This window comes from Streptomyces sp. NPDC102283 (genome assembly GCF_044766265.1).
Taxonomy (GTDB): domain Bacteria; phylum Actinomycetota; class Actinomycetes; order Streptomycetales; family Streptomycetaceae; genus Streptomyces.
On record NZ_JBIWLQ010000013.1, the window covers coordinates 1 to 17,783 of the forward strand.

Below are 17,783 nucleotides of genomic sequence, written 5' to 3' on the forward strand. Positions count from 1 at the left end.
CAGACCCCAAGCCCTACGTCTGGACCAAGACCGCGGACGAGATCCTCGAACGCCTCGCCTCATATCTGAACAGAATTCCTGACTCAGAAGACTAGCGGTCGCGACTCGTACGGCCGTGCCAGTCCAGGCACATCACCAGGGAGTCGTCCGCCGCGGGGCCGGACCCGCGGTGACCCAGCAGTTCCTGCAACATCACCCTGGGCACCTGCGGGGCGGGCAGGAGACGAGTGCTGTTGATCGACGCGGCCAGTGCGCGGAGGCTGTACTTCTCACCGCCCGGGGACAAGGCGTCGTAGACGCCGTCGCTGACGAAGAGCAGCCGGTCTCCGGGTTCGACCCGGAAGTGCTGCGGGACGTAGGCGGTGTCCTCGAACATACCCAGAGGCATCTGCGCCTCCAGCTCGATCTGCTCGACGACCCCTTCGCGTACCCGCCAGACCCGAGGGGAACCGGCGTCGATGACCTCCACATTCCCGGTCGGAAGGTGGAAGCGGAAGAGCAGCGTCGACAGGTACTGGCTGCCTCCGTGCTGCCCGTACACCGCCTGATCGGCCAGATACGCCTGGTCGCTCAGGCCGAGGCCGGCGCGGCGGGCGTTGCGCAGGGCGTTGACGGCGAGGTTCGTCAACAACGCGGCGTCGATGCCTTCGCCCATGCCGTTGCTGACGGTCAGGTACAGGTCATCGGCCGAGGCCGACCAGTCGAAGCTGTCACCGAAGATGGCGTAGGCGGGCTCCAGCTGGGCCCCCAGGCTGTACTCCGGGCGGGCGCAGGAACGCCCGGGCAGCAGCTGCCACTGCATCTCGGCGGCCAGGGTCAGCCGTTCCGCCCGTCGTGCCTGCAGGAAGAGGTCGGTGTCCCGTTCCGCGACGACCACCTCGTGCGCCAGCGCATCGGCGCACTCCTGCAGATCCTCCAGCACGTCCGCCGCCGGACCGTCCGCCCCCTCCACCGGCACGGTGACACTCAGGATGCCCAGCCGGTCGCCTCGGACGCCGACCGGCAGGTGCACCGTCACCGTGGATGCCGAGTGGTCGTACACACAGTGCGGTTCCTGGGCGCCGAACGCGCGTCCCGGGGCGCTGTCGTGCACCGAGACGGGAGGGCGCGTATGAGGCAGCACCTCGACGGGCTGCAGCCTCGTCATGGCGTAGTCGACCAGCAGGAGATCCACCGCCCGGGCATGATGGCGCTCCTCGATCACGGAACGCATCACGTCGAAGATCTCGTGGGGCGCGGCCGAGCGCAGCGAGCGCTCCACCGCACTGGGTCTGGGTCTGTCCACCGGTGCCGAACCTACCTTCTTGCGTTTGACTCCATCAAAGCGGCTGTCACCATCGACCGGCCGGGACGGGCCGCGAGGCCCACCCGGGAGTGTCACACGCACAAGGGCTCATGACCGCCCCGATCGGCCTGCCCCGACGAGCTCGTGCGCTGTGGCGTGGGAAGCAGAGCTCTGAATCGTCGATCATCGCCGACCTGTCTGAGATGAGCGGCGGCGGGTAGGCGGGAGAGGTCGCACCCGCAGTGAACGCGGGTGGATGTTGACGGGGGCACGTTTCATGGAGCAGTCGATGATGTACGGCAGGGCGGAACAGGAGCGGCGGGAGGCAGCCGGCACGAGCACCATGCAGGGCAGCGCCGCATACGAGATGACCTCGGGTGAGATCGCGCGCGCCCGTGAATTCGTGCGGTACTTCCTCTCCCGGGCTGAGGCCCTGCACGGGGCTTCCGTTTCCGAGCGTGCGGTGGACGTGGCGCAGCTGGTGGTGAGCGAGCTTGCCACGAACGTGTGCAAGTACGCGCCGGGTCCGTGTTTGCTGGATCTCGAGACCGACGGCAGCATGCTGGACATCACCATGTGGGACTCCGGCTCCGTACTTCCCGCGGCTTCGTCCGCCGATCCGACCCGAGTGGGCGGGCACGGACTGGAACTGGTGCTCATGGTCTGCCAGAGCTTCGAGATCCGCCGGGAGCCCGTCGGCAAACGCGTCCGCGTCCAGCTCTCCCTCCACGACAGCCCCAACGGGAACCCGGCCGGCCAGACCACCTGGTAGAAGCTCCCTCGGCGGTGCCGCCGGAGCGCGCGGAAGCCGTCGCGGGTCGGACGGGGTGCCTTGGCCCGGCAGGACGACGGGCCGAGCCCCGCGACCGCGTTTCCCGGCCGGGTCAGGCGAGCCCGAACGACCGGATCGCCGCGAGGAATTCCTCCGGCCGTTCGGTGTGGATGAGGTGCCCGGCGTCGATGGTGACCAGCTCGGCCTCCGGTATCGCCCGGGCCAGCTGTGCGAGCTGCTCCTGGTCGATGTGGCTGGTGGGGCCGCCGCCGATGACGAGGGTGGGCGCGGTGATCTCCGGGAGCCGCCCCCGGACGGCCGGGTCGGGGTCGTTCAGCTGGACGTCGATGTCGGGAACGACGGGCCAGTCGAAGTCGAGGGTGCCCTCCGGGCGGGCGGAGGGCGGCCGGGGCTGGTCGAGCGGGAGGAGGGGCGGCGCGTCCTCGATGACCAGCCGTCCGATCAGGCCCGGTTCCCGCTGGGCCAGGAGGTAGGCGGCCACCCCGCCCATGGAGTGCCCGACGACGGTCGCGCCGGCCAGGTTGCGGGCCTCCAGGAAGGCGTGCAGGTCGTCGCGGAACGTCTCGAAGGAGTAGCGGCCGGGCCAGTCGCTCAGCCCGTGGCCCCGGAAATCGGGGGCGTACACACGGTGGTCGGCGGCCAGGTCCTCCGCGATCCGGGTCCAGGTCCCGCTGGATCCCGCCCGTCCGTGCAGGAGGACGACGGGCGGGGACGCCTCGTCGCCCCACGCCCGGTATGCCAGCCGGACCCCGCCCGCCTGCACCGTGCGGACGTCCGGGTCGAGGAAGGCGTCCACCGTACGGGCGAAGGCTCCCGGGTCGTCCAGCCACGGGAAGTGCCCGGCACCCCGCTGGACGACGAACTCGGCGCCCGGGAACAGCGCGGCCAGCTCCGTGGCCCGGTCCGGGCTCGGGTGGCCGTCGTACTCCCCGGCGAGGACGAGGACCGGCACGGCCAGTGCGCGCAGGGCGGCGGCGGTGGCGGCGGGGTCGTGAATCCCTTCCCCGCTGTAGTGGCCGCGTGCCTCCGCGTTGGTCTGTCCGGCGGAGGCTTCGGCGTGGGCGCGGGCAGCCGCGTCCCAGCGGCCGTAGGTGAGGGGCCGGACGGCGGGCCACAGCTCGGCGAACGGTCCGCCGGCGAGCAGCGCCTCCTGGGCGGCCCTGGCCTCGGCGTACCAGGGCTCGTCGCGCCGCAGCTCGGCGGCCTCGCGCAGGTCCTGGTCGCTGATCTCGATGCCCGCGGCCCGGGTGCTGGGCGTGACGAGGGTCAGGGTGCGCAGCCGGTCCGGATGGCGGGCCGCGTACAGCAGGGCCAGGTCGGCCCCGGCGGAATGCGCCAGTACGTCGATCCGATCGAGGCCCAGGTGTTCGCGCAGCGCCTCCACGTCGTCGACGAGGCGATCGCAACGGTACGTCGAGGGGTCCTCGGGCACACCGGAGTCGCCGGTGCCGCGGAGGTCCAGCAGCACGAGCCGGCGCCGGGCGGCGAGCCCTCCGAGGTCACCGAGATACGCGCTCGCCCGCATCGGCCCGCCGGGCAGACAGATCAGCGGCTCCCCCTCCCCCACCAGGTGATGGGCGAGCGGAGTCGTGTCGTACGCGGAGAAGATCGGCATGTCTCCCATCCCAACAGGTAGCCGTGAGCGGGCGCACCGCACTTCGCCGCGGGCTGATCCGCCGCGAACTCCGCGTACCTCTTGCCAGCACCCATGGCCGCCTGAATTACTGCTCCCAGGAAGATCGACCGAATGATCGGTCGCCCCCTTGCGGCCGGTTTGTCACGCGCCGGCCGCCTGTTTCGGAGGGAAGGGCCTTGATGACGGCCATGCTGGACGCGGCGGAACGGCTCGGCCGCGGCGAACTGGAGGCCCTGCAACGGGAACGGCTGCGGTCCACGCTGCGCCACGCGTACGACAACGTCCCCTTCTACCGGAACGCCTTCGACAACGCGGGGCTGCGGCCCGACGACTGCCGGACACTCGCCGATCTGGCCCGGTTCCCCTTCACTGTGAAGGCGGACCTGCGGGACAACTACCCGTTCGGGATGTTCGCCGTGCCGGAGCACGAGGTGCGCAGGATCCACGCCTCCAGCGGCACGACGGGGCGTCCCACGGTCGTCGGGTACACCGAACGGGACCTGGACACCTGGGCGGACGTGGTGGCCCGTTCGATCCGGGCTGCGGGCGGGCGGCCCGGCCACAAGGTCCATGTGGCGTACGGATACGGGCTGTTCACCGGCGGGCTCGGGGCGCACTACGGTGCCGAGCGGCTCGGCTGCACGGTGATCCCGGCCTCCGGGGGCATGACCGCGCGCCAGGTCCGGCTGATCCAGGACTTCCGGCCCGAGATCATCATGATCACGCCGTCGTACATGCTGACGCTGCTGGACGAGTTCGAGCGGCAGGGCGTCGATCCGCGTTCGACGTCCCTGAAGGTCGGGATCTTCGGCGCGGAGCCGTGGACCGAGGAGATGCGCCGGGAGATCGAGAACCGGTTCGCCATCGACGCGGTCGACATATACGGACTCTCCGAGGTGATGGGCCCGGGGGTCGCGCAGGAGTGCGTGGAGACGAAGGACGGACTGCACATCTGGGAGGACCACTTCTATCCGGAGGTCGTGGACCCGTTCACCGGTGAGCCGCTGCCGGACGGCGAGGAGGGGGAGCTGGTCTTCACCTCGCTGACCAAGGAGGCGATGCCGGTGATCCGCTACCGCACCAGGGACCTGACGCGGCTGCTGCCGGGCACGGCGCGGACGTTCCGCCGGATGGAGAAGGTCACCGGCCGCAGCGACGACATGGTGATCCTGCGCGGGGTGAACCTCTTCCCCACCCAGATCGAGGAGATCGTGCTGCGTACGCCTGCCGTCGCCCCGCACTTCCAGCTGCGGCTGACCCGGCACGGGCGGCTCGACGCACTGACGGTCGTCGCGGAGGCGCGGGCGGACGCGACGGCCGACGAACGGGAGGAGGCGGCGCGGTCCATCGCGGCGGCCGTGAAGGACGGCGTCGGGGTGTCGGTGAGCGTCGAGATCGTGGATCCGGAGTCGCTGGAACGCTCGGTGGGCAAGATCCGGCGGATCGTGGATCTGCGGGAGTCCGGCACGGGCTGAGAGAGCGCCGGTGACGGGCGTGTTCACACCACCGCAACACCCGTTCCCACGATGCGGACAGCTGCCGGGAAGTCTCGACAGGGAGGGCCGGGCACTGCCAGTCTCCCGCTATGCATCTCGCCAACCGGCCCCTGGTCACCGCCCTCTGCTCCGCCGTCGCCCTCTGCGCCGCCCTCACGGGCTGTGCCCCGCAAGCGGAGGAGAAGGCACCGGACCGGGCCGCCGGTGCGACGGCGTCCTGCGCTCCCGGCAAGCTCGCCACCCAGGTGTCCGGCAAGGTCACCGTCGGCACCGACAAGCCCGCCTACGCCCCCTGGTTCTCCGACGACGAACCGTCCAACGGGAAGGGCTTCGAGTCGGCGGTGGCCTACGCCGTGGCGAAGGAGCTCGGCTACGGCCGCGACGCGGTGGTGTGGCAGCACACGCCGTTCAACAGCGCGTTCGCGCCCGGTGCGAAGAAGTTCGACTTCGACATCAACCAGGTCTCCATCAGCGAGGAACGGAAGAAGGCCGTCGCCTTCTCCTCCGGCTACTACGACGTGCGCCAGGCCGTCGTCGCGCTGAAGTCGTCGAAGGCCGCGAAGGCGACGCGGGTGGCCGACCTCAAGGACGTGAAGCTGGGCGCCCAAGTGGGCACCACCAGCCTCGACTTCATCACCGACCTGGTGAAGCCGAGTGAGAAGCCCGCCGTCTACCAGCGCAACGACTTCGCCAAGTCGGCGCTGAAGACCGGTCAGGTGGACGCCATCGTCGTGGACCTGCCGACCGCCTTCTACATCACCGGGGCCGAGGTGCCCGAGGCGGAGGTCGTGGGCCAGTTCGCCGCCCCCTCCGGTGATCCCGAGCAGTTCGGTCTGGTCCTCGACCGGGAGAGCGCGCTCACCTCCTGTGTCAGCGCTGCGGTGGACGCCCTGCGAAAGGACGGCACGCTCGCCGCGCTGGAGAAGAAGTGGCTCTCCGAGGCCGTCGACGCGCCGGTGCTCACGTGACCCTGCACAAGGCGCCGGCCGTCCATGAGGACGCCTACGTCCCCTCCGAGCGCCGGATCGCCCGCGAGCGGTACCGGCGGGCCCGCACCCGGCGGGCCACCGCGATCGCCGCGACCAGCACCCTGGTATCGGGCGCGGTGCTGTTCCTGCTGATCACGGGCTCGCCCGGCTGGACCCGTACCAAGGAGACGTTCTTCAGCGCCCATTACGCGCGCGTCGCCTTCCCGCAGGTCATGGAGGGGCTGTGGCTGAATCTCCGGCTGCTGGCCGTGTGCGGTGCGGCCGTCCTGGTGTTCGGCCTGCTGCTGGCCGTGGCGCGCACCCTGCGCGGGCCGGTGTTCTTCCCGGTGCGCGCCCTGGCCACCGCGTACACGGACTTCTTCCGGGGGCTGCCGCTCATCATCTGCCTGCTGATGGTGGTGTTCGGGGTGCCCGCCCTGCGGCTGGAGGGGGTGACCACCGATCCGGTGCTGCTGGGCGGCTGCGCGCTGGTGCTGACGTACTCGGCGTACGTCGCCGAGGTCTTCCGGGCCGGCATCGAATCCGTGCATCCCTCACAGCGGGCGGCGGCGCGTTCGCTGGGGCTGAGCAGTGGGCAGGCGCTGCGCTTCGTCGTGCTGCCCCAGGCGGTGCGGCGGGTGGTGCCGCCGCTGCTCAACGACCTGGTGTCGCTCCAGAAGGACACCGGGCTCGTCTCGATCGCCGGGGCGGTGGACGCCGTGTACGCGGCGCAGATCATCGCGAGCAAGGACTTCAACTACACCCCGTACGTCGTCGCGGGTCTGGTCTTCGTGGCGCTGACCATCCCGATGACCCGGCTCACCGACTGGGTGACGGCCCGGATGGACCGGCGGCGGGCCCAGGGAGGGATCGTATGAGCGTGACACCGACCCCGGAACCGACCGCTCCGGTGCTGCGGATGGAGGCGGTCCGGAAGTCGTTCGGGGCGTCGCCCGTGCTGCGGGACGTCGACCTGGAGGTGGCCCCGCACACGGTGACCGCCCTGATCGGCGCGTCGGGGTCCGGGAAGTCGACCCTGCTGCGCTGCGCAAACCTCCTGGAGGAGATCGACGACGGCGCGATCTGGCTGGAGGGCGAGGAGATCACCGATCCGCGGGCCGACGCGGACGCGGTGCGCCGCCGGATCGGCGTGGTGTTCCAGGCGTACAACCTCTTCCCGCATCTGACCGTCCTGCAGAACATCACCCTGGCGCCGCGCCGCGTCCACGGGCTCTCCCGGCCCCGGGCCGAGGTGGAGGCCCGCGAGTTGCTGGAGCGGCTGGGGCTCGGGGCGAAGGCGGACGAGTATCCGGACCGGCTCAGCGGCGGTCAGCAGCAGCGGGCCGCGATCGCCCGGGCCCTGGCCGTACGCCCCCGGCTGCTGCTCCTGGACGAGATCACGGCCGCCCTGGACCCGGAGCTGGTGGGCGAGGTGCTGGGTCTCGTACGGGAGGTGAAGGAGGACGGCATGACGATGGTCATCGCCACCCACGAGATGGCGTTCGCGCGTGAGGTCGCCGACCAGGTGTGCTTCCTGGACGCCGGGGTGGTGCTGGAACGCGGCACGCCCGAGGAGGTGTTCGGCGCACCCTGCCAGGAGCGCACGCAGCGGTTCCTGCGGCGGATCGTGGCGGCGGGGCGGCTGTAGCGCGGCGGAGGGCGGCCGGGCGAAGGGCCCGCGCGCTGTTCAGCCGGTCCGCTCGACGGGCCACCGGGCTCGGGCCAGCTCGTCCCGCAGTTGCCGCTTGAGGATCTTCCCGCTGGCGTTGCGCGGGAGCGCCTCCACGAACACGACCCGCTTGGGCGCCTTGAAGGCGGGGAGCTTCTCGCGGGCGTGGGCGATGAGTTCGCTCTCGTCCGCCTCGCCGCGCAGGACGACGACGGCGGTGACGGCCTCGATCCAGCGATCGTCGGGAAGGCCGATGACGGCGGTCTCGGCGACGGCGGGGTGGGTGTAGAGGGCGTCCTCGACCTGGCGGGAGGCGACCAGGACGCCTCCGGAGTTGATGACGTCCTTGACCCGGTCGACGACGGTGAGGAAGCCCTCGGCGTCCCGGACCGCGAGGTCGCCGGAGTGGAACCAGCCGTCACGGAAGGCTTCCGCCGTCTCCTCGGGCTTGTCCCAGTAGCCGGAGCACAGCTGGGGCGAGCGGTAGACGACCTCGCCGGGGGTGCCGTCGGGGACGTCCTCGCCCTTCTCGTCGACAACCCGGGCCTCCACGAAGAGGACCGGCCGGCCGCAGGACTCCATCCGGCCCTCGTGCTCGTCGGGGCCCAGCACGGTGGCCAGGGGGCCGATCTCGCTCTGGCCGAAGCAGTTGAAGAAGGCCAGGTGCGGAAGGCGTCCCCGCAGTCGTTCCAGGACGGGGACGGGCATGATCGAGGCCCCGTAGAACGCCTTGCGCAGTCCGGCGAGGTCGCGGGTGGCGAACTCCGGGTGGTTGGCGAGGCCGATCCAGACGGTGGGCGGGGCGAACAGACTGTCGGCCGCCCCCGCCTCCACGAGGTCGAGGATCGTGGCGGCGTCCGGGGCGTCCAGGATGGTGTTCTCCGCGCCGACCGCCAGATACGGCAGCAGGAACACGTGCATCTGGGCCGAGTGGTAGAGCGGCAGGGAGTGCACGGGCCGGTCGGTCGCGGCGAGGCCGAGCGCGGTGATCGCGCTGACGTACTCGTGGACCAGGGCCCCGTGCGTCATCATCGCACCCTTGGGCAGCGCGGTGGTCCCGGAGGTGTACAGCAGCTGCACCAGGTCGTCGGAGGCGGGCGGGCGCCGCGGGGTGAACGCCCGTTCCGTCTCCAGGGCGTCGAGCAGCGAGCCGGGTGCGTCGCGCAGCGCGCGCACCGGGAGTCCGGCGGGGAGCCGCGCGGCGAGGTCCGGGTCGGTCAGGACGAGGGAGGAGCCGGACTGTTCGAGGAGGTAGGCCAGGTCGTCACCGGTGAGGTTCTGGTTGACCGGTACGTGGACGAAGCCGGCCCGTGCGCAGGCGAGGAAGCCGATCAGATAGGCGTCGGAGTTGTGCGCGTAGGCGGCCACCCGGTCGCCGGGGGCGAGCCCGTACTCCTCGGTGAGGACGGCGGCGGCCGTGGAGACGGCGGCGTCCAGGGAGCGGTAGGTCCAGGCCCGGCCGGCGTACCGCACGGCGGTCCGTCCCGGGGTGCGCCGGGCGCTGCGGGTGAGGACGCCGTCGACTGTGCTGCTGCGTACACCTGTCATGGCGTGATCCTGTGCGTCCGGGCCCCCGGGGTCAAGAGTCCGGATACCGACCAGACGGTTGACAGCTCCCGGGGCTGCCTGGCTGAGTGGCGCGTGGCTGTCCGGACGGGCCGGACCGTCCGCCGTGCCACCCGCACCGGTGGGAGGAACACCTCGACGTTACGCAACCGTCTGGGACTGCTCGGGGTCGCCGGTCTCGCCCTGTTCACCGTGTCGGCGTCACTGCCGCCGGCCGTCGCGTCCGGGGCCCAGGAGACACGGCACCCGTCCGGGGGCGGTCTCTCCGCCGTCATCCGGTACACGGAGGTCTGCCACGAAGACGGCGGATGGCCGTCACGTCATGCCGAAGGACCGTGTCCACCAGGTGGGCCGCGTGTCGTAGCACTCCAGTGCGCTGTGCCCCTCGTAGTCGCTCTCCAGCGGTTCCTCGGGGACACTCACGTAGCCCAGTTCCTCCAGCGCCCGCTCCGCGGTGGCGAGGTCGGCGGGGTCCAGCGCCCCCTGCTCCCGGGCGTCTTCCGTACCGAGGAAGGCTCCCGGGTTGTCGGCGCAGACCTCGGCGAGTGAGCCGAACCTGCTCACACAGACCACGATCCGCCTCCCGCAGACCGTCGCCTCGGCCGGCACGCGGACGCGCCCCTACTCGCTGGTGTCCCGCGCGTCGTGCTCGTACTCGCACGGGGCCCCGAAGTCCGTCTCGAGCCGGCGCACGAGTGCGCGCAACGCGAGGCGGGGCGCGGAGGGCTCGTAGTGCAGCGGCCACTCCGGCCGTTCGGGGCCGTCGAGTGCACGCAGGAGGGCCGCCAGCCCGGTCTCGCTCATCGCCATCCGCCCATACTGCCGTCCGGCGCGGGTGGGACGTGCTCGGTGAATACGGCACCGGGCCCGCGAGCGGCGGGCGGGCCCTCGCGGACCCGTTGTCCTACAGGGGGCGTCGGCGCCCCTCCCAGTACGGTTCGCGCAGCCGCCGCTTGTAGAGCTTGCCGTTGGGGTCGCGGGGCATCGCGGCGATGAAGTCGAGGCTCCGGGGCCGCTTGTACCCGGCGAGCCGCTCCTCGCAGTGGGCGAGGATCGCGGCGGCGAGCGCCGGGGACGGCTCGTGGCCCCCGGCCGGTTCGACGACGGCCTTGACCTCCTCACCCCGGTCGGCGTGCGGGATGCCGAAGGCGGCGGCGTCCGCGACGGCGGGGTGGGTGAGCAGGGCCGACTCGATCTCGGCGGGGTAGATGTTGACCCCGCCCGCGATGATCATGTCGATCTTGCGGTCGCGGAGGAAGAGGTACCCGTCCGCGTCGAGCACGCCGAGGTCGCCGACGGTGAAGAAGTCGCCGATGCGGTTCGTGCGGGTCTTGGTCTCGTCCTTGTGATAGCTGAAGCCGCCGGTGCTCATCTTCATGTAGACGGTGCCCAGTTCGCCCGGACCCAGCCGGTTGCCGTCGTCGTCGAAGACGGCCAGCTCGCTGATCGGCCAGGCCTTGCCGACAGTGCCCGGCTTCTTCAGCCAGTCCTCGGCGGTGGCGAACGCTCCCCCGCCCTCGCTGGCCGCGTAGTACTCCTCGACGCAGCTCCCCCACCAGTCGATCATGGCGCGTTTGACGTGGTCGGGGCAGGGTGCCGCCCCGTGGATGGCGTGCCGCATCGAGGAGACGTCATAGCGGGCCTTCACCGCGTCGGGGAGTGCGAGCAGGCGGTGGAACTGCGTCGGGACCATGTGGGTGTGGGTGCACCGGTGGGCGTCGACGAGGCGCAGCATCTCCTTCGGGGACCAGCCGTCCATCAGGACGAGTGGGTGACCGATGTGGAGTGCGGCGCCCGCGAACTGGAGCACGGCGGTGTGGTAGAGCGGTGAGCAGACCAGGTGGACGTTGTCGTCGAACGGGCGGATGCCGAAGATGCCGAGGAACCCGCCGAGGTAGGTCTCCTCGGGGCGTTTGCCGGGCAGGGGACGTCTGATGCCGCGGGGGCGGCCGGTGGTGCCCGAGGTGTAGTTCATGACCCAGCCCAGGGTGCGGTCGTCGGGCGGGGTGGCGGGGTGGCCTTCGAGGAGTTCGGCGTAGGGGCGGCAGCCGGGGACCGTGCCGACGCCGTAGCGGTGGGTCGCGGGCAGTTCCGCCTCGTCGGCGGCGGCCGTGGCGGTGGCCGCGAAGCGTTCGTGGGCGATCAGGACACGGGCGCCCGAGTCGGCGACGATCCAGGCGATCTCGGGGCCGACGAGGTGGTGGTTGACCGGGACGAGGTAGAACCCGGCCTGCGAGGCGGCGAGGTGGGCGGTGAGGAGTTCGACGCCGTTGGGCAGCACGACGGCGAACGCGTCTCCCTCGCGCAGTCCGGCCGCGCGCAGTCCGTGGACCATGCGGTTGACGTCTGCGTGCAGGCGGCCCGCGCTCCACTCCTCGCCGTCGGGGGCGATCAGGACGGTGCGGTCGGGGTCGGCGGCGGCCTGGGCCCAGAAGCCGCCTGGCGGCTGGTTCACGTGGCACTCCTTCCGGCGATGCGGTTCATGCGGGTGACGGCCCGTTCGAAGCCCCGGGTCAGGTCGTCGACGACGGCCCGGACGCTGCGTTCGCTGGTCATCCGGCCGACGATCTGCCCGACGGGTGTGCCGAGCAGCTCGTCGACCTCGTACTTCTGGATCCGGGACACGGCCTCGGCGACCAGCAGCCCCTGGAGCGGCATGGGCAGGGTGCCGGGTCCCGCCGTGTCGTCCCAGGCGTCGGTCCACGCGGTACGGAGCTGGCGTGCGGGCTTCCCCGTGAGGGCTCGGGAGCGGACGGTGTCGCCGGAGCCCGCGGCCAGGAGTTTGGCGGTCAGGGCCGGGGAGTGCAGGTCGGCCTCCTCGGTGGTGAGCCAGAGGGAGCCGAGCCAGACGCCCTGCGCGCCGAGGGCGATCCCGGCTGCGGCCTGTTCGCCGCTGCCGATGCCTCCGGCGGCGAGGACGGGCAGCGGGGCGACGGCCTCGACGACTTCGGGAACCAGCACCATGGAGCCGATCTCGCCGGTGTGGCCGCCGGCCTCGTATCCCTGGGCGACGACGACGTCGATACCGGCCTCCGCGTGCCGCCGGGCGTGCCGGGCGCTGCCTGCCAGGGCGGCGACGAGGACGCCGTGGTCGTGGGCCCGCTCGATGACGTCGGCGGGCGGGGAGCCGAGGGCGTTGGCGAGGAGTTTGATCGGGTAGTCGAAGGCCACGTCGAGCTGACCCCGGGCGACCTCCTCCATCCAGCCGGTGATGCGCCAGCCGGACACCTCCCCCTCGGCCAGCTCGGGCACGCCGTGGCGGGCCAGGAGTTCCGTCACGAATCCGCGGTGCTCGGCGGGGATCATCGCCTCGACGTCCGCCTCGGTGACGCCCTCGACCTTCTTGGCCGGCATGACCACGTCGAGGCCGTAGGGCTTGCCGTCGGCGAGTCCGTGCAGCCGGTCCAGGTCGCGCGCGAGGTCGTCGGGTGCGGTGTAGCGCACGGCTCCGAGCACGCCGAAGCCGCCGGCTCTGGTGATGGCCGCGGCGACCTCGGGGAACGGCGTGAAGCCGAAGATGGCGTGCTCGATTCCCAGTTGCTTGCTCAGCTCCGTCTCCATGGGCGGCAGGATGCCGCAGCCGGGCGGCCGAGGGAAGAGTTTTTCTGATGCAGCGTCAGATTCTTTGCGGGCCGGGACGCACCCGGGAGCGCGCAGGTGACAGTAACCTCTGCGGCGGCAGGAACTTTCACTGATCGGCGAGATTTCGGAAGTTACTTTCGCGCAGGCTCCGGCGCACGGGCAGGGCCCCGTGACCGGACGTCGGGCGCGGGAAGGAGTTGCGGATGACCGGGGACATGCGGGGCAACGGGCGGGCGCAGGAAGGGCGGGGCGCGCGCGGGGGTCCCGAGCGGGCCGGGGGCCGCGGCTCCACGAGCGGCCCGCGTCCGGCCGAAGACCAGGGCGCCGGCGCCCGCGTGGGCGGGAGCGGCATCGCCCGGCGGCGGCTGGGCGGCGGGATACTGGCGCTGGGCGGCGCCCTCGCGCTGACGCCGATTCCGCTCGCGGGCGCGACCGCCCGGAACGGGCCGGGCGCGGGGACGGCGGACGAGGCTGCGGACACGGGAGCGGGCATGGAGTCAGGGGCGCACCGGCCCACGCTGCGGCGCGGGAGCGCCGCGCGCGCCGGGCTGCTGGAGGGCCCGCTGGACCAACTCGTCCGGGACGCCGAGGCCTACCTCGCCGACTCCCCCGCGCACCCGTGGTACGCGGGCGCGGTCCTGCTCGCCGGGCGGGGCGGGACGGTGGCGCTGCACCGGCCGATCGGCAAGGCGGTGCGCTATGCCGCGTACGACGAGAAGACCGACACCGGGGTGGAGTTCCCGGCGGACCAGCAGATCGCGATGGCCGAGGACACCGTCTTCGACCTTGCCTCGATCTCCAAGCTGTTCACCTCGCTTCTGGCCGTCCAGCAGATCGAGCGCGGCGAGCTGGAACTGGAGGCCACCGTCGCCGCCTACCTCCCGGACTTCGCGGGCGGCGGCAAGCAGGACATCACCGTCCGCCACCTGCTGACGCACACCTCGGGTTTCCGTTCGTGGATCCCGCTCTACGAGGAGCCGACCCGGGAGGGGAAGCTCCGGATGCTGTGGGAGGAGGTCCCGGCGAGCACCCCGGGCAGCGCCTACCTCTACTCCGACCTCAATCTGATCTCGCTGCAGCTGATCCTGGAGAAGATCACCGGCCGCCCGCTGGACGCGCTGCTCCACGACGAGATCACCGCCCCGCTCGGGATGCACCGCACCCGCTACAACCCGCCCGCCTCCTGGAAGCCGAAGATCGCGGCGACCGAGGACGCCCGGCCGCCCTGGTCCGGTCTCGATCGCGGGCTGGTCTGGGGCGAGGTGCACGACGAGAACGCCTTCGGCTTCGGCGGAGTGGCGGGCCACGCCGGGGTGTTCTCCTGCGCCTGGGACCTCGCGGTCCTCGCCCGGACCCTCCTCAACGGCGGGGTCTACGGTCGCTCCCGGATCCTGTCCGAGGAGTCGGTCGACCTGCTGTTCACCGACTTCAACACCGCGTTCCCGGGCGATGAGCACGGCCTCGGCTTCGAGCTCTACCAGCACTGGTACATGGGCGCGCTGGCGACCCCGCGCAGTGCGGGGCACACCGGATTCACCGGGACCAGCCTGGTGCTCGACCCGTCGACCGACACCTTCCTCATCGTGCTCGGCAACTCCGTGCATCCGGTCAGGAGTTGGCGCTCGGGCAGCGCGCCCCGTGTGGCGGCCGCCAACCAGCTGGCGCGGGCCGTTCCGGTCCGGCCCGAACGCGGGCGCACCGCGTGGTTCTCCGGGATGGCGAGCGCGTCCACCGCCACCCTCACCCTGCCCGCCCTGCGCCTGGAGTCCACACGGGCCCGCCTGGAGTGCGCGCTGTGGTGGGACACCGAACCGGCCGCCGACGGCCTCTTCCTGGAAGCGTCGGCGGGGCAGGACTGGCAGCCGGTGCCGTTCACCACCCTCGCGCCGGGCCCCGGCCACCGCCCGGAACCGCGGCCGCACCCGGCGGGCTCGGCGACCGGCTGGTCGGGGCGCGTCTGGCACCGGCTGGAGGCGGACCTGACGGCCTGGCGCGGCCGGGACGTACGCCTGCGGTGGCGCTACGCCACCGACCGGCTGTACGTGGGACGCGGCGCGTACGTGGACGGGCTACGGGTCCGCGACGGCGCCCGCACGGTCTTCGACGCGGAGCGGCCCCGGGACGCCGGCCGGATCGAGGCGACGGGCTGGGCGCCCTCGGCGGACTGAGCCCCCGGCGACCGGTCCCCTCACCCTGCCGGAGCCACCGCGCCCGGAGCCACCGCGCCCGGACTCGCCGCGTCCACGCCCACGGGCACAGGCGCGGTCGACTCCCGGACCACCAGCCGCGGCCGGATCAGCAGGGAGCGGCCCGCCGAGGGCGCCGACTCGATCCGGGCGCGCAGTTGCTGGAAGGTCTCCGCCGCCATCTCCGTCAGGGGCTGGCGGACGGTGGTGAGCGGCGGCTCGAAGAGGTCGGCGAGCAGGATGTCGTCGAAGCCGACCACCGACACATCGCGCCCGGCGGTGCGCCCGGCGTCCTTGGCGCCCCGGCAGATCCCGATCGCGCACATGTCGTTGATGGCGACGAACGCGGTGGGCGGGCGGGGCCCGGAGAGCAGTTCGCGGGCGGCCTTGCGGCCCAGTTCGGCCGCGTCCTTGTCGCCGAACTCGGCGGTGTCCGCCCCGGGCCAGACCGTGGCGTCGGCCGGGTCGAGCCCCGCCTCCTCCAGCGCGGCGCAAAAACCCCGGAGCCGCTCGCGGCGGTTGACGCTGTTGACCGAGCCGGAGACGAAGGCGAGTCTTCGGTGGCCGAGTTCGAGGAGATGGCGGGTGGCCAGCTCCGCCCCCATGGCGTTGTCCACGCTGATGCTCGCCAGTGACGGCGGGTCGCCGGCCTGGGCCGTGCGGTCGAAGGCGACCATCTTCAGCCCCCGGCTGAGCAGCGGCTCGACGTGTTCGAGCGAGGGCAGCGAGGAGCAGAGCACCACTCCGCTGACCCCGTCCGCCAACAACTCCTCGCCGTACTTGAGCTCCCGGGCGGGGTCGCGCTCGCTGTTGCAGAGCAGCACGTGGTACCCCTCGGCGAGCGCCATGGCCTCCAGCTCCCGCGCGAGCGAACCCCAGAACGGGTTCGCCACGGAGGGCACGATCAGGCCGATCACCTTGATGCGGCCCGTGCGCAGCATGCGCGCCGCACGGTTGGGCCGGTAGCCGAGGCGCTCGATGGTCTGCTCGACACGGGCCAGGGTGGCCGCCTGCATACGGTCGGTGCGCCCGTTGAGGACGTTGGAGACCGTACTCGCGGAAACGCCCGCAGCCGCCGCGACCTGATGGATCGTTACCCCGCTCATGCCACCTCCGGTTCGAAACTCCCTGACGACTCTAGTGTATCGATTTACTGACGTCTCTCTACCGATACACCCGTAACTTGCTCGAAAAATTTTTGTGCATCAGCTGTTGACGTCGCTCCAGGGGCATTCCTAGTCTCAGTGCATCGATTTACCAGCACTTCCCAGCCATGGCTGGGACACCGTCACTGGATCGATCCACAAACTCCGCCTCAAAAGGGGTGCCTCATGGAACTCAACAGACGGTCGCTGCTCGCCGCCATCGGTGCGGGCACCGCCGCCGCGCTCACGGGCTGCGGCACCGGCACCTCGGCGGCCGGCTCCGCCGACGGTCCCGCCGAGGGCGAGATCACCCTCCTCACCCCGATCTACGAGGGCGCGAAGGGCAAGAAGCTGCTGGAGGGCGACATCCTCGGCGGGTTCCGGAAGAAGTATCCGGACGTCGAGGTGAACGTGGACTACACCACGTACGACCAGCTCAACGAGAAGATCACCACCGGGCTCGCGGGCGGCCTGCTGCCCGACGTGCTGATGATGGGGGTCGGCTGGATCCCGCCGTTCGCCGCCAAGGGGGCGATCGCGGAACTGCCCGAGAAGCTGGCGAAGACCCACGACTACGAGAAGCGGGTGCTGGAGCCTTCGCGTCACGACGGCAAGCTGTACGCCCTGCCCGTGGTGCTCGACACCCGCATCGTGGTCTACCGCAAGGACCACTTCGCCGAGGCCGGCATCCGCAAGACGCCCGCCAACTGGTCCGAACTGCACGCTGTGGCAAAGCAGTTGACGAGGAAGGGTCGGGTCGGGTTCGACCCCTTCTCCATCAATCTGCGCCAGTGCTGGGAGACCTTCCTCTTCGCCAACGGCGGCCGGTTGTTCAGCGCGGACGGCAGGAAGCCGCTGTTCACCGACGCCCGCGGGGTGGAGGCCCTCCAGTTCTTCAAGGACCTGGTGGCCGACGGTTCGGCCGACTACGCGCGCAAGACCGACGTCGGAGCACCGTCGAACGTGCAGACCGGCCAGGGCTCGATGATGATGACGACCAGCGCTCTGTGGGTCCAGGTCAAGGAGCAGAGCCCGGAGCTGATCGAGCAGGACAAGCTCGGCTCGTTCGTCCTGGCCAACCGCAGGCCCGCGATGCTCCAGGGCGGCACGCTCGTCAGCCAGTCGGCGAGCTCCCGGCACCCGGCCGCGGCCCGTGCGCTCGTGGAGTGGCTGGCCACCCCCGAATCGATCCTGGGCGCGGCCCAGCAGCGCGGTTCGGTGCCCGGACTGCGGGATCTCAGCGACACCGCCTACGTCAAGGAGAACCAGTTCGTCGACCTCTCCCTGAAGAACCTCCAGCACGCGACGTCCGAGGGCGGCACCGCCGCCTGGATGGAGATCCGCGAGAAGATCGTGCCGACGCTGGAGCCCGCGATCGTGGGCGACCAGTCGGCGAAGGACGCCATCGCGGAGCTCGGCCGGCTCGCCGAGGCCGCCATCGGCCGGATGTGAGGACC

The 17,783-nt window shown here is 71.5% G+C and carries 15 protein-coding genes; 7 read left to right on the forward strand and 8 right to left on the reverse strand.

Annotated elements, in window-relative coordinates:
- Positions 1-91 precede the first annotated feature (91 nt).
- Positions 92-1,285 (reverse strand): PP2C family protein-serine/threonine phosphatase, encoded by a 1,194-nt coding sequence (locus tag ACIRJT_RS24635; RefSeq protein WP_403912670.1) that lies wholly within the window; start codon positions 1,283-1,285, stop codon positions 92-94.
- Between the two features lie 289 nt (positions 1,286-1,574).
- On the opposite strand from ACIRJT_RS24635, the gene ACIRJT_RS24640 reads away from it, so the two are divergent.
- A complete protein-coding gene (locus ACIRJT_RS24640; protein ID WP_403912672.1) occupies positions 1,575-2,057 on the forward strand; it encodes an ATP-binding protein in 483 nt (160 codons plus the stop codon).
- Positions 2,058-2,169: 112 nt separating this feature from the next.
- Here ACIRJT_RS24640 and ACIRJT_RS24645 read toward each other — a convergent pair whose 3' ends face one another.
- The gene (locus ACIRJT_RS24645; protein ID WP_403912675.1) at positions 2,170-3,693 is read right to left on the reverse strand and encodes an alpha/beta fold hydrolase; all 1,524 of its coding nucleotides are present in this window, start codon (positions 3,691-3,693) and stop codon (positions 2,170-2,172) included.
- Positions 3,694-3,893: 200 nt separating this feature from the next.
- Here ACIRJT_RS24645 and paaK point away from each other — a divergent pair, with 200 nt between their 5' ends.
- The 4 genes from paaK to ACIRJT_RS24665 all read left to right on the forward strand — a co-directional run bounded on the left by paaK (position 3,894) and on the right by ACIRJT_RS24665 (position 7,826).
- The gene (gene paaK / locus ACIRJT_RS24650) at positions 3,894-5,189 is read left to right on the forward strand and encodes a phenylacetate--CoA ligase PaaK (protein ID WP_403912678.1); all 1,296 of its coding nucleotides are present in this window, start codon (positions 3,894-3,896) and stop codon (positions 5,187-5,189) included.
- A 110-nt stretch (positions 5,190-5,299) separates the two neighbouring features.
- Entirely contained in the window at positions 5,300-6,178 is an 879-nt protein-coding gene (locus ACIRJT_RS24655) for an ABC transporter substrate-binding protein (protein ID WP_403912680.1), read from the forward strand.
- Positions 6,175-7,056 (forward strand): amino acid ABC transporter permease, encoded by an 882-nt coding sequence (locus ACIRJT_RS24660; protein WP_403912683.1) that lies wholly within the window; start codon positions 6,175-6,177, stop codon positions 7,054-7,056. Before ACIRJT_RS24655 ends, ACIRJT_RS24660 begins: the two co-directional genes overlap by 4 nt.
- The gene (locus tag ACIRJT_RS24665; RefSeq protein WP_403912686.1) at positions 7,053-7,826 is read left to right on the forward strand and encodes an amino acid ABC transporter ATP-binding protein; all 774 of its coding nucleotides are present in this window, start codon (positions 7,053-7,055) and stop codon (positions 7,824-7,826) included. Before ACIRJT_RS24660 ends, ACIRJT_RS24665 begins: the two co-directional genes overlap by 4 nt.
- A gap of 39 nt (positions 7,827-7,865) precedes the next feature.
- Here ACIRJT_RS24665 and ACIRJT_RS24670 read toward each other — a convergent pair whose 3' ends face one another.
- The 5 genes from ACIRJT_RS24670 to ACIRJT_RS24690 all read right to left on the reverse strand — a co-directional run bounded on the left by ACIRJT_RS24670 (position 7,866) and on the right by ACIRJT_RS24690 (position 12,974).
- Complete coding sequence (locus tag ACIRJT_RS24670; RefSeq protein WP_403912689.1) at positions 7,866-9,395, reverse strand: acyl-CoA synthetase; 1,530 nt, start codon at positions 9,393-9,395, stop codon at positions 7,866-7,868.
- 333 nt (positions 9,396-9,728) lie between these two features.
- Complete coding sequence (locus ACIRJT_RS24675; protein ID WP_403913188.1) at positions 9,729-9,977, reverse strand: hypothetical protein; 249 nt, start codon at positions 9,975-9,977, stop codon at positions 9,729-9,731.
- A 57-nt stretch (positions 9,978-10,034) separates the two neighbouring features.
- Positions 10,035-10,223 (reverse strand): hypothetical protein, encoded by a 189-nt coding sequence (locus ACIRJT_RS24680; protein WP_403912691.1) that lies wholly within the window; start codon positions 10,221-10,223, stop codon positions 10,035-10,037.
- Between the two features lie 94 nt (positions 10,224-10,317).
- Entirely contained in the window at positions 10,318-11,868 is a 1,551-nt protein-coding gene (locus tag ACIRJT_RS24685; protein ID WP_403912694.1) for an acyl-CoA synthetase, read from the reverse strand.
- Positions 11,865-12,974, reverse strand: a complete 1,110-nt coding sequence (locus tag ACIRJT_RS24690; protein ID WP_403912696.1) for an NAD(P)H-dependent flavin oxidoreductase — start codon at positions 12,972-12,974, stop codon at positions 11,865-11,867. Before ACIRJT_RS24690 ends, ACIRJT_RS24685 begins: the two co-directional genes overlap by 4 nt.
- Before the next feature lie 224 nt (positions 12,975-13,198).
- Between ACIRJT_RS24690 and ACIRJT_RS24695 the strand changes: the two genes are divergently transcribed.
- Complete coding sequence (locus ACIRJT_RS24695) at positions 13,199-15,163, forward strand: serine hydrolase (protein WP_403912699.1); 1,965 nt, start codon at positions 13,199-13,201, stop codon at positions 15,161-15,163.
- Between the two features lie 20 nt (positions 15,164-15,183).
- On the opposite strand, the gene ACIRJT_RS24700 is transcribed toward ACIRJT_RS24695, so the two are convergent.
- Positions 15,184-16,287, reverse strand: a complete 1,104-nt coding sequence (locus tag ACIRJT_RS24700) for a LacI family DNA-binding transcriptional regulator (protein ID WP_403912701.1) — start codon at positions 16,285-16,287, stop codon at positions 15,184-15,186.
- A gap of 225 nt (positions 16,288-16,512) precedes the next feature.
- On the opposite strand from ACIRJT_RS24700, the gene ACIRJT_RS24705 reads away from it, so the two are divergent.
- Positions 16,513-17,778, forward strand: coding sequence for an ABC transporter substrate-binding protein (locus tag ACIRJT_RS24705; protein ID WP_403912704.1), 1,266 nt, complete (start codon positions 16,513-16,515; stop codon positions 17,776-17,778).
- Positions 17,779-17,783 lie beyond the last annotated feature (5 nt).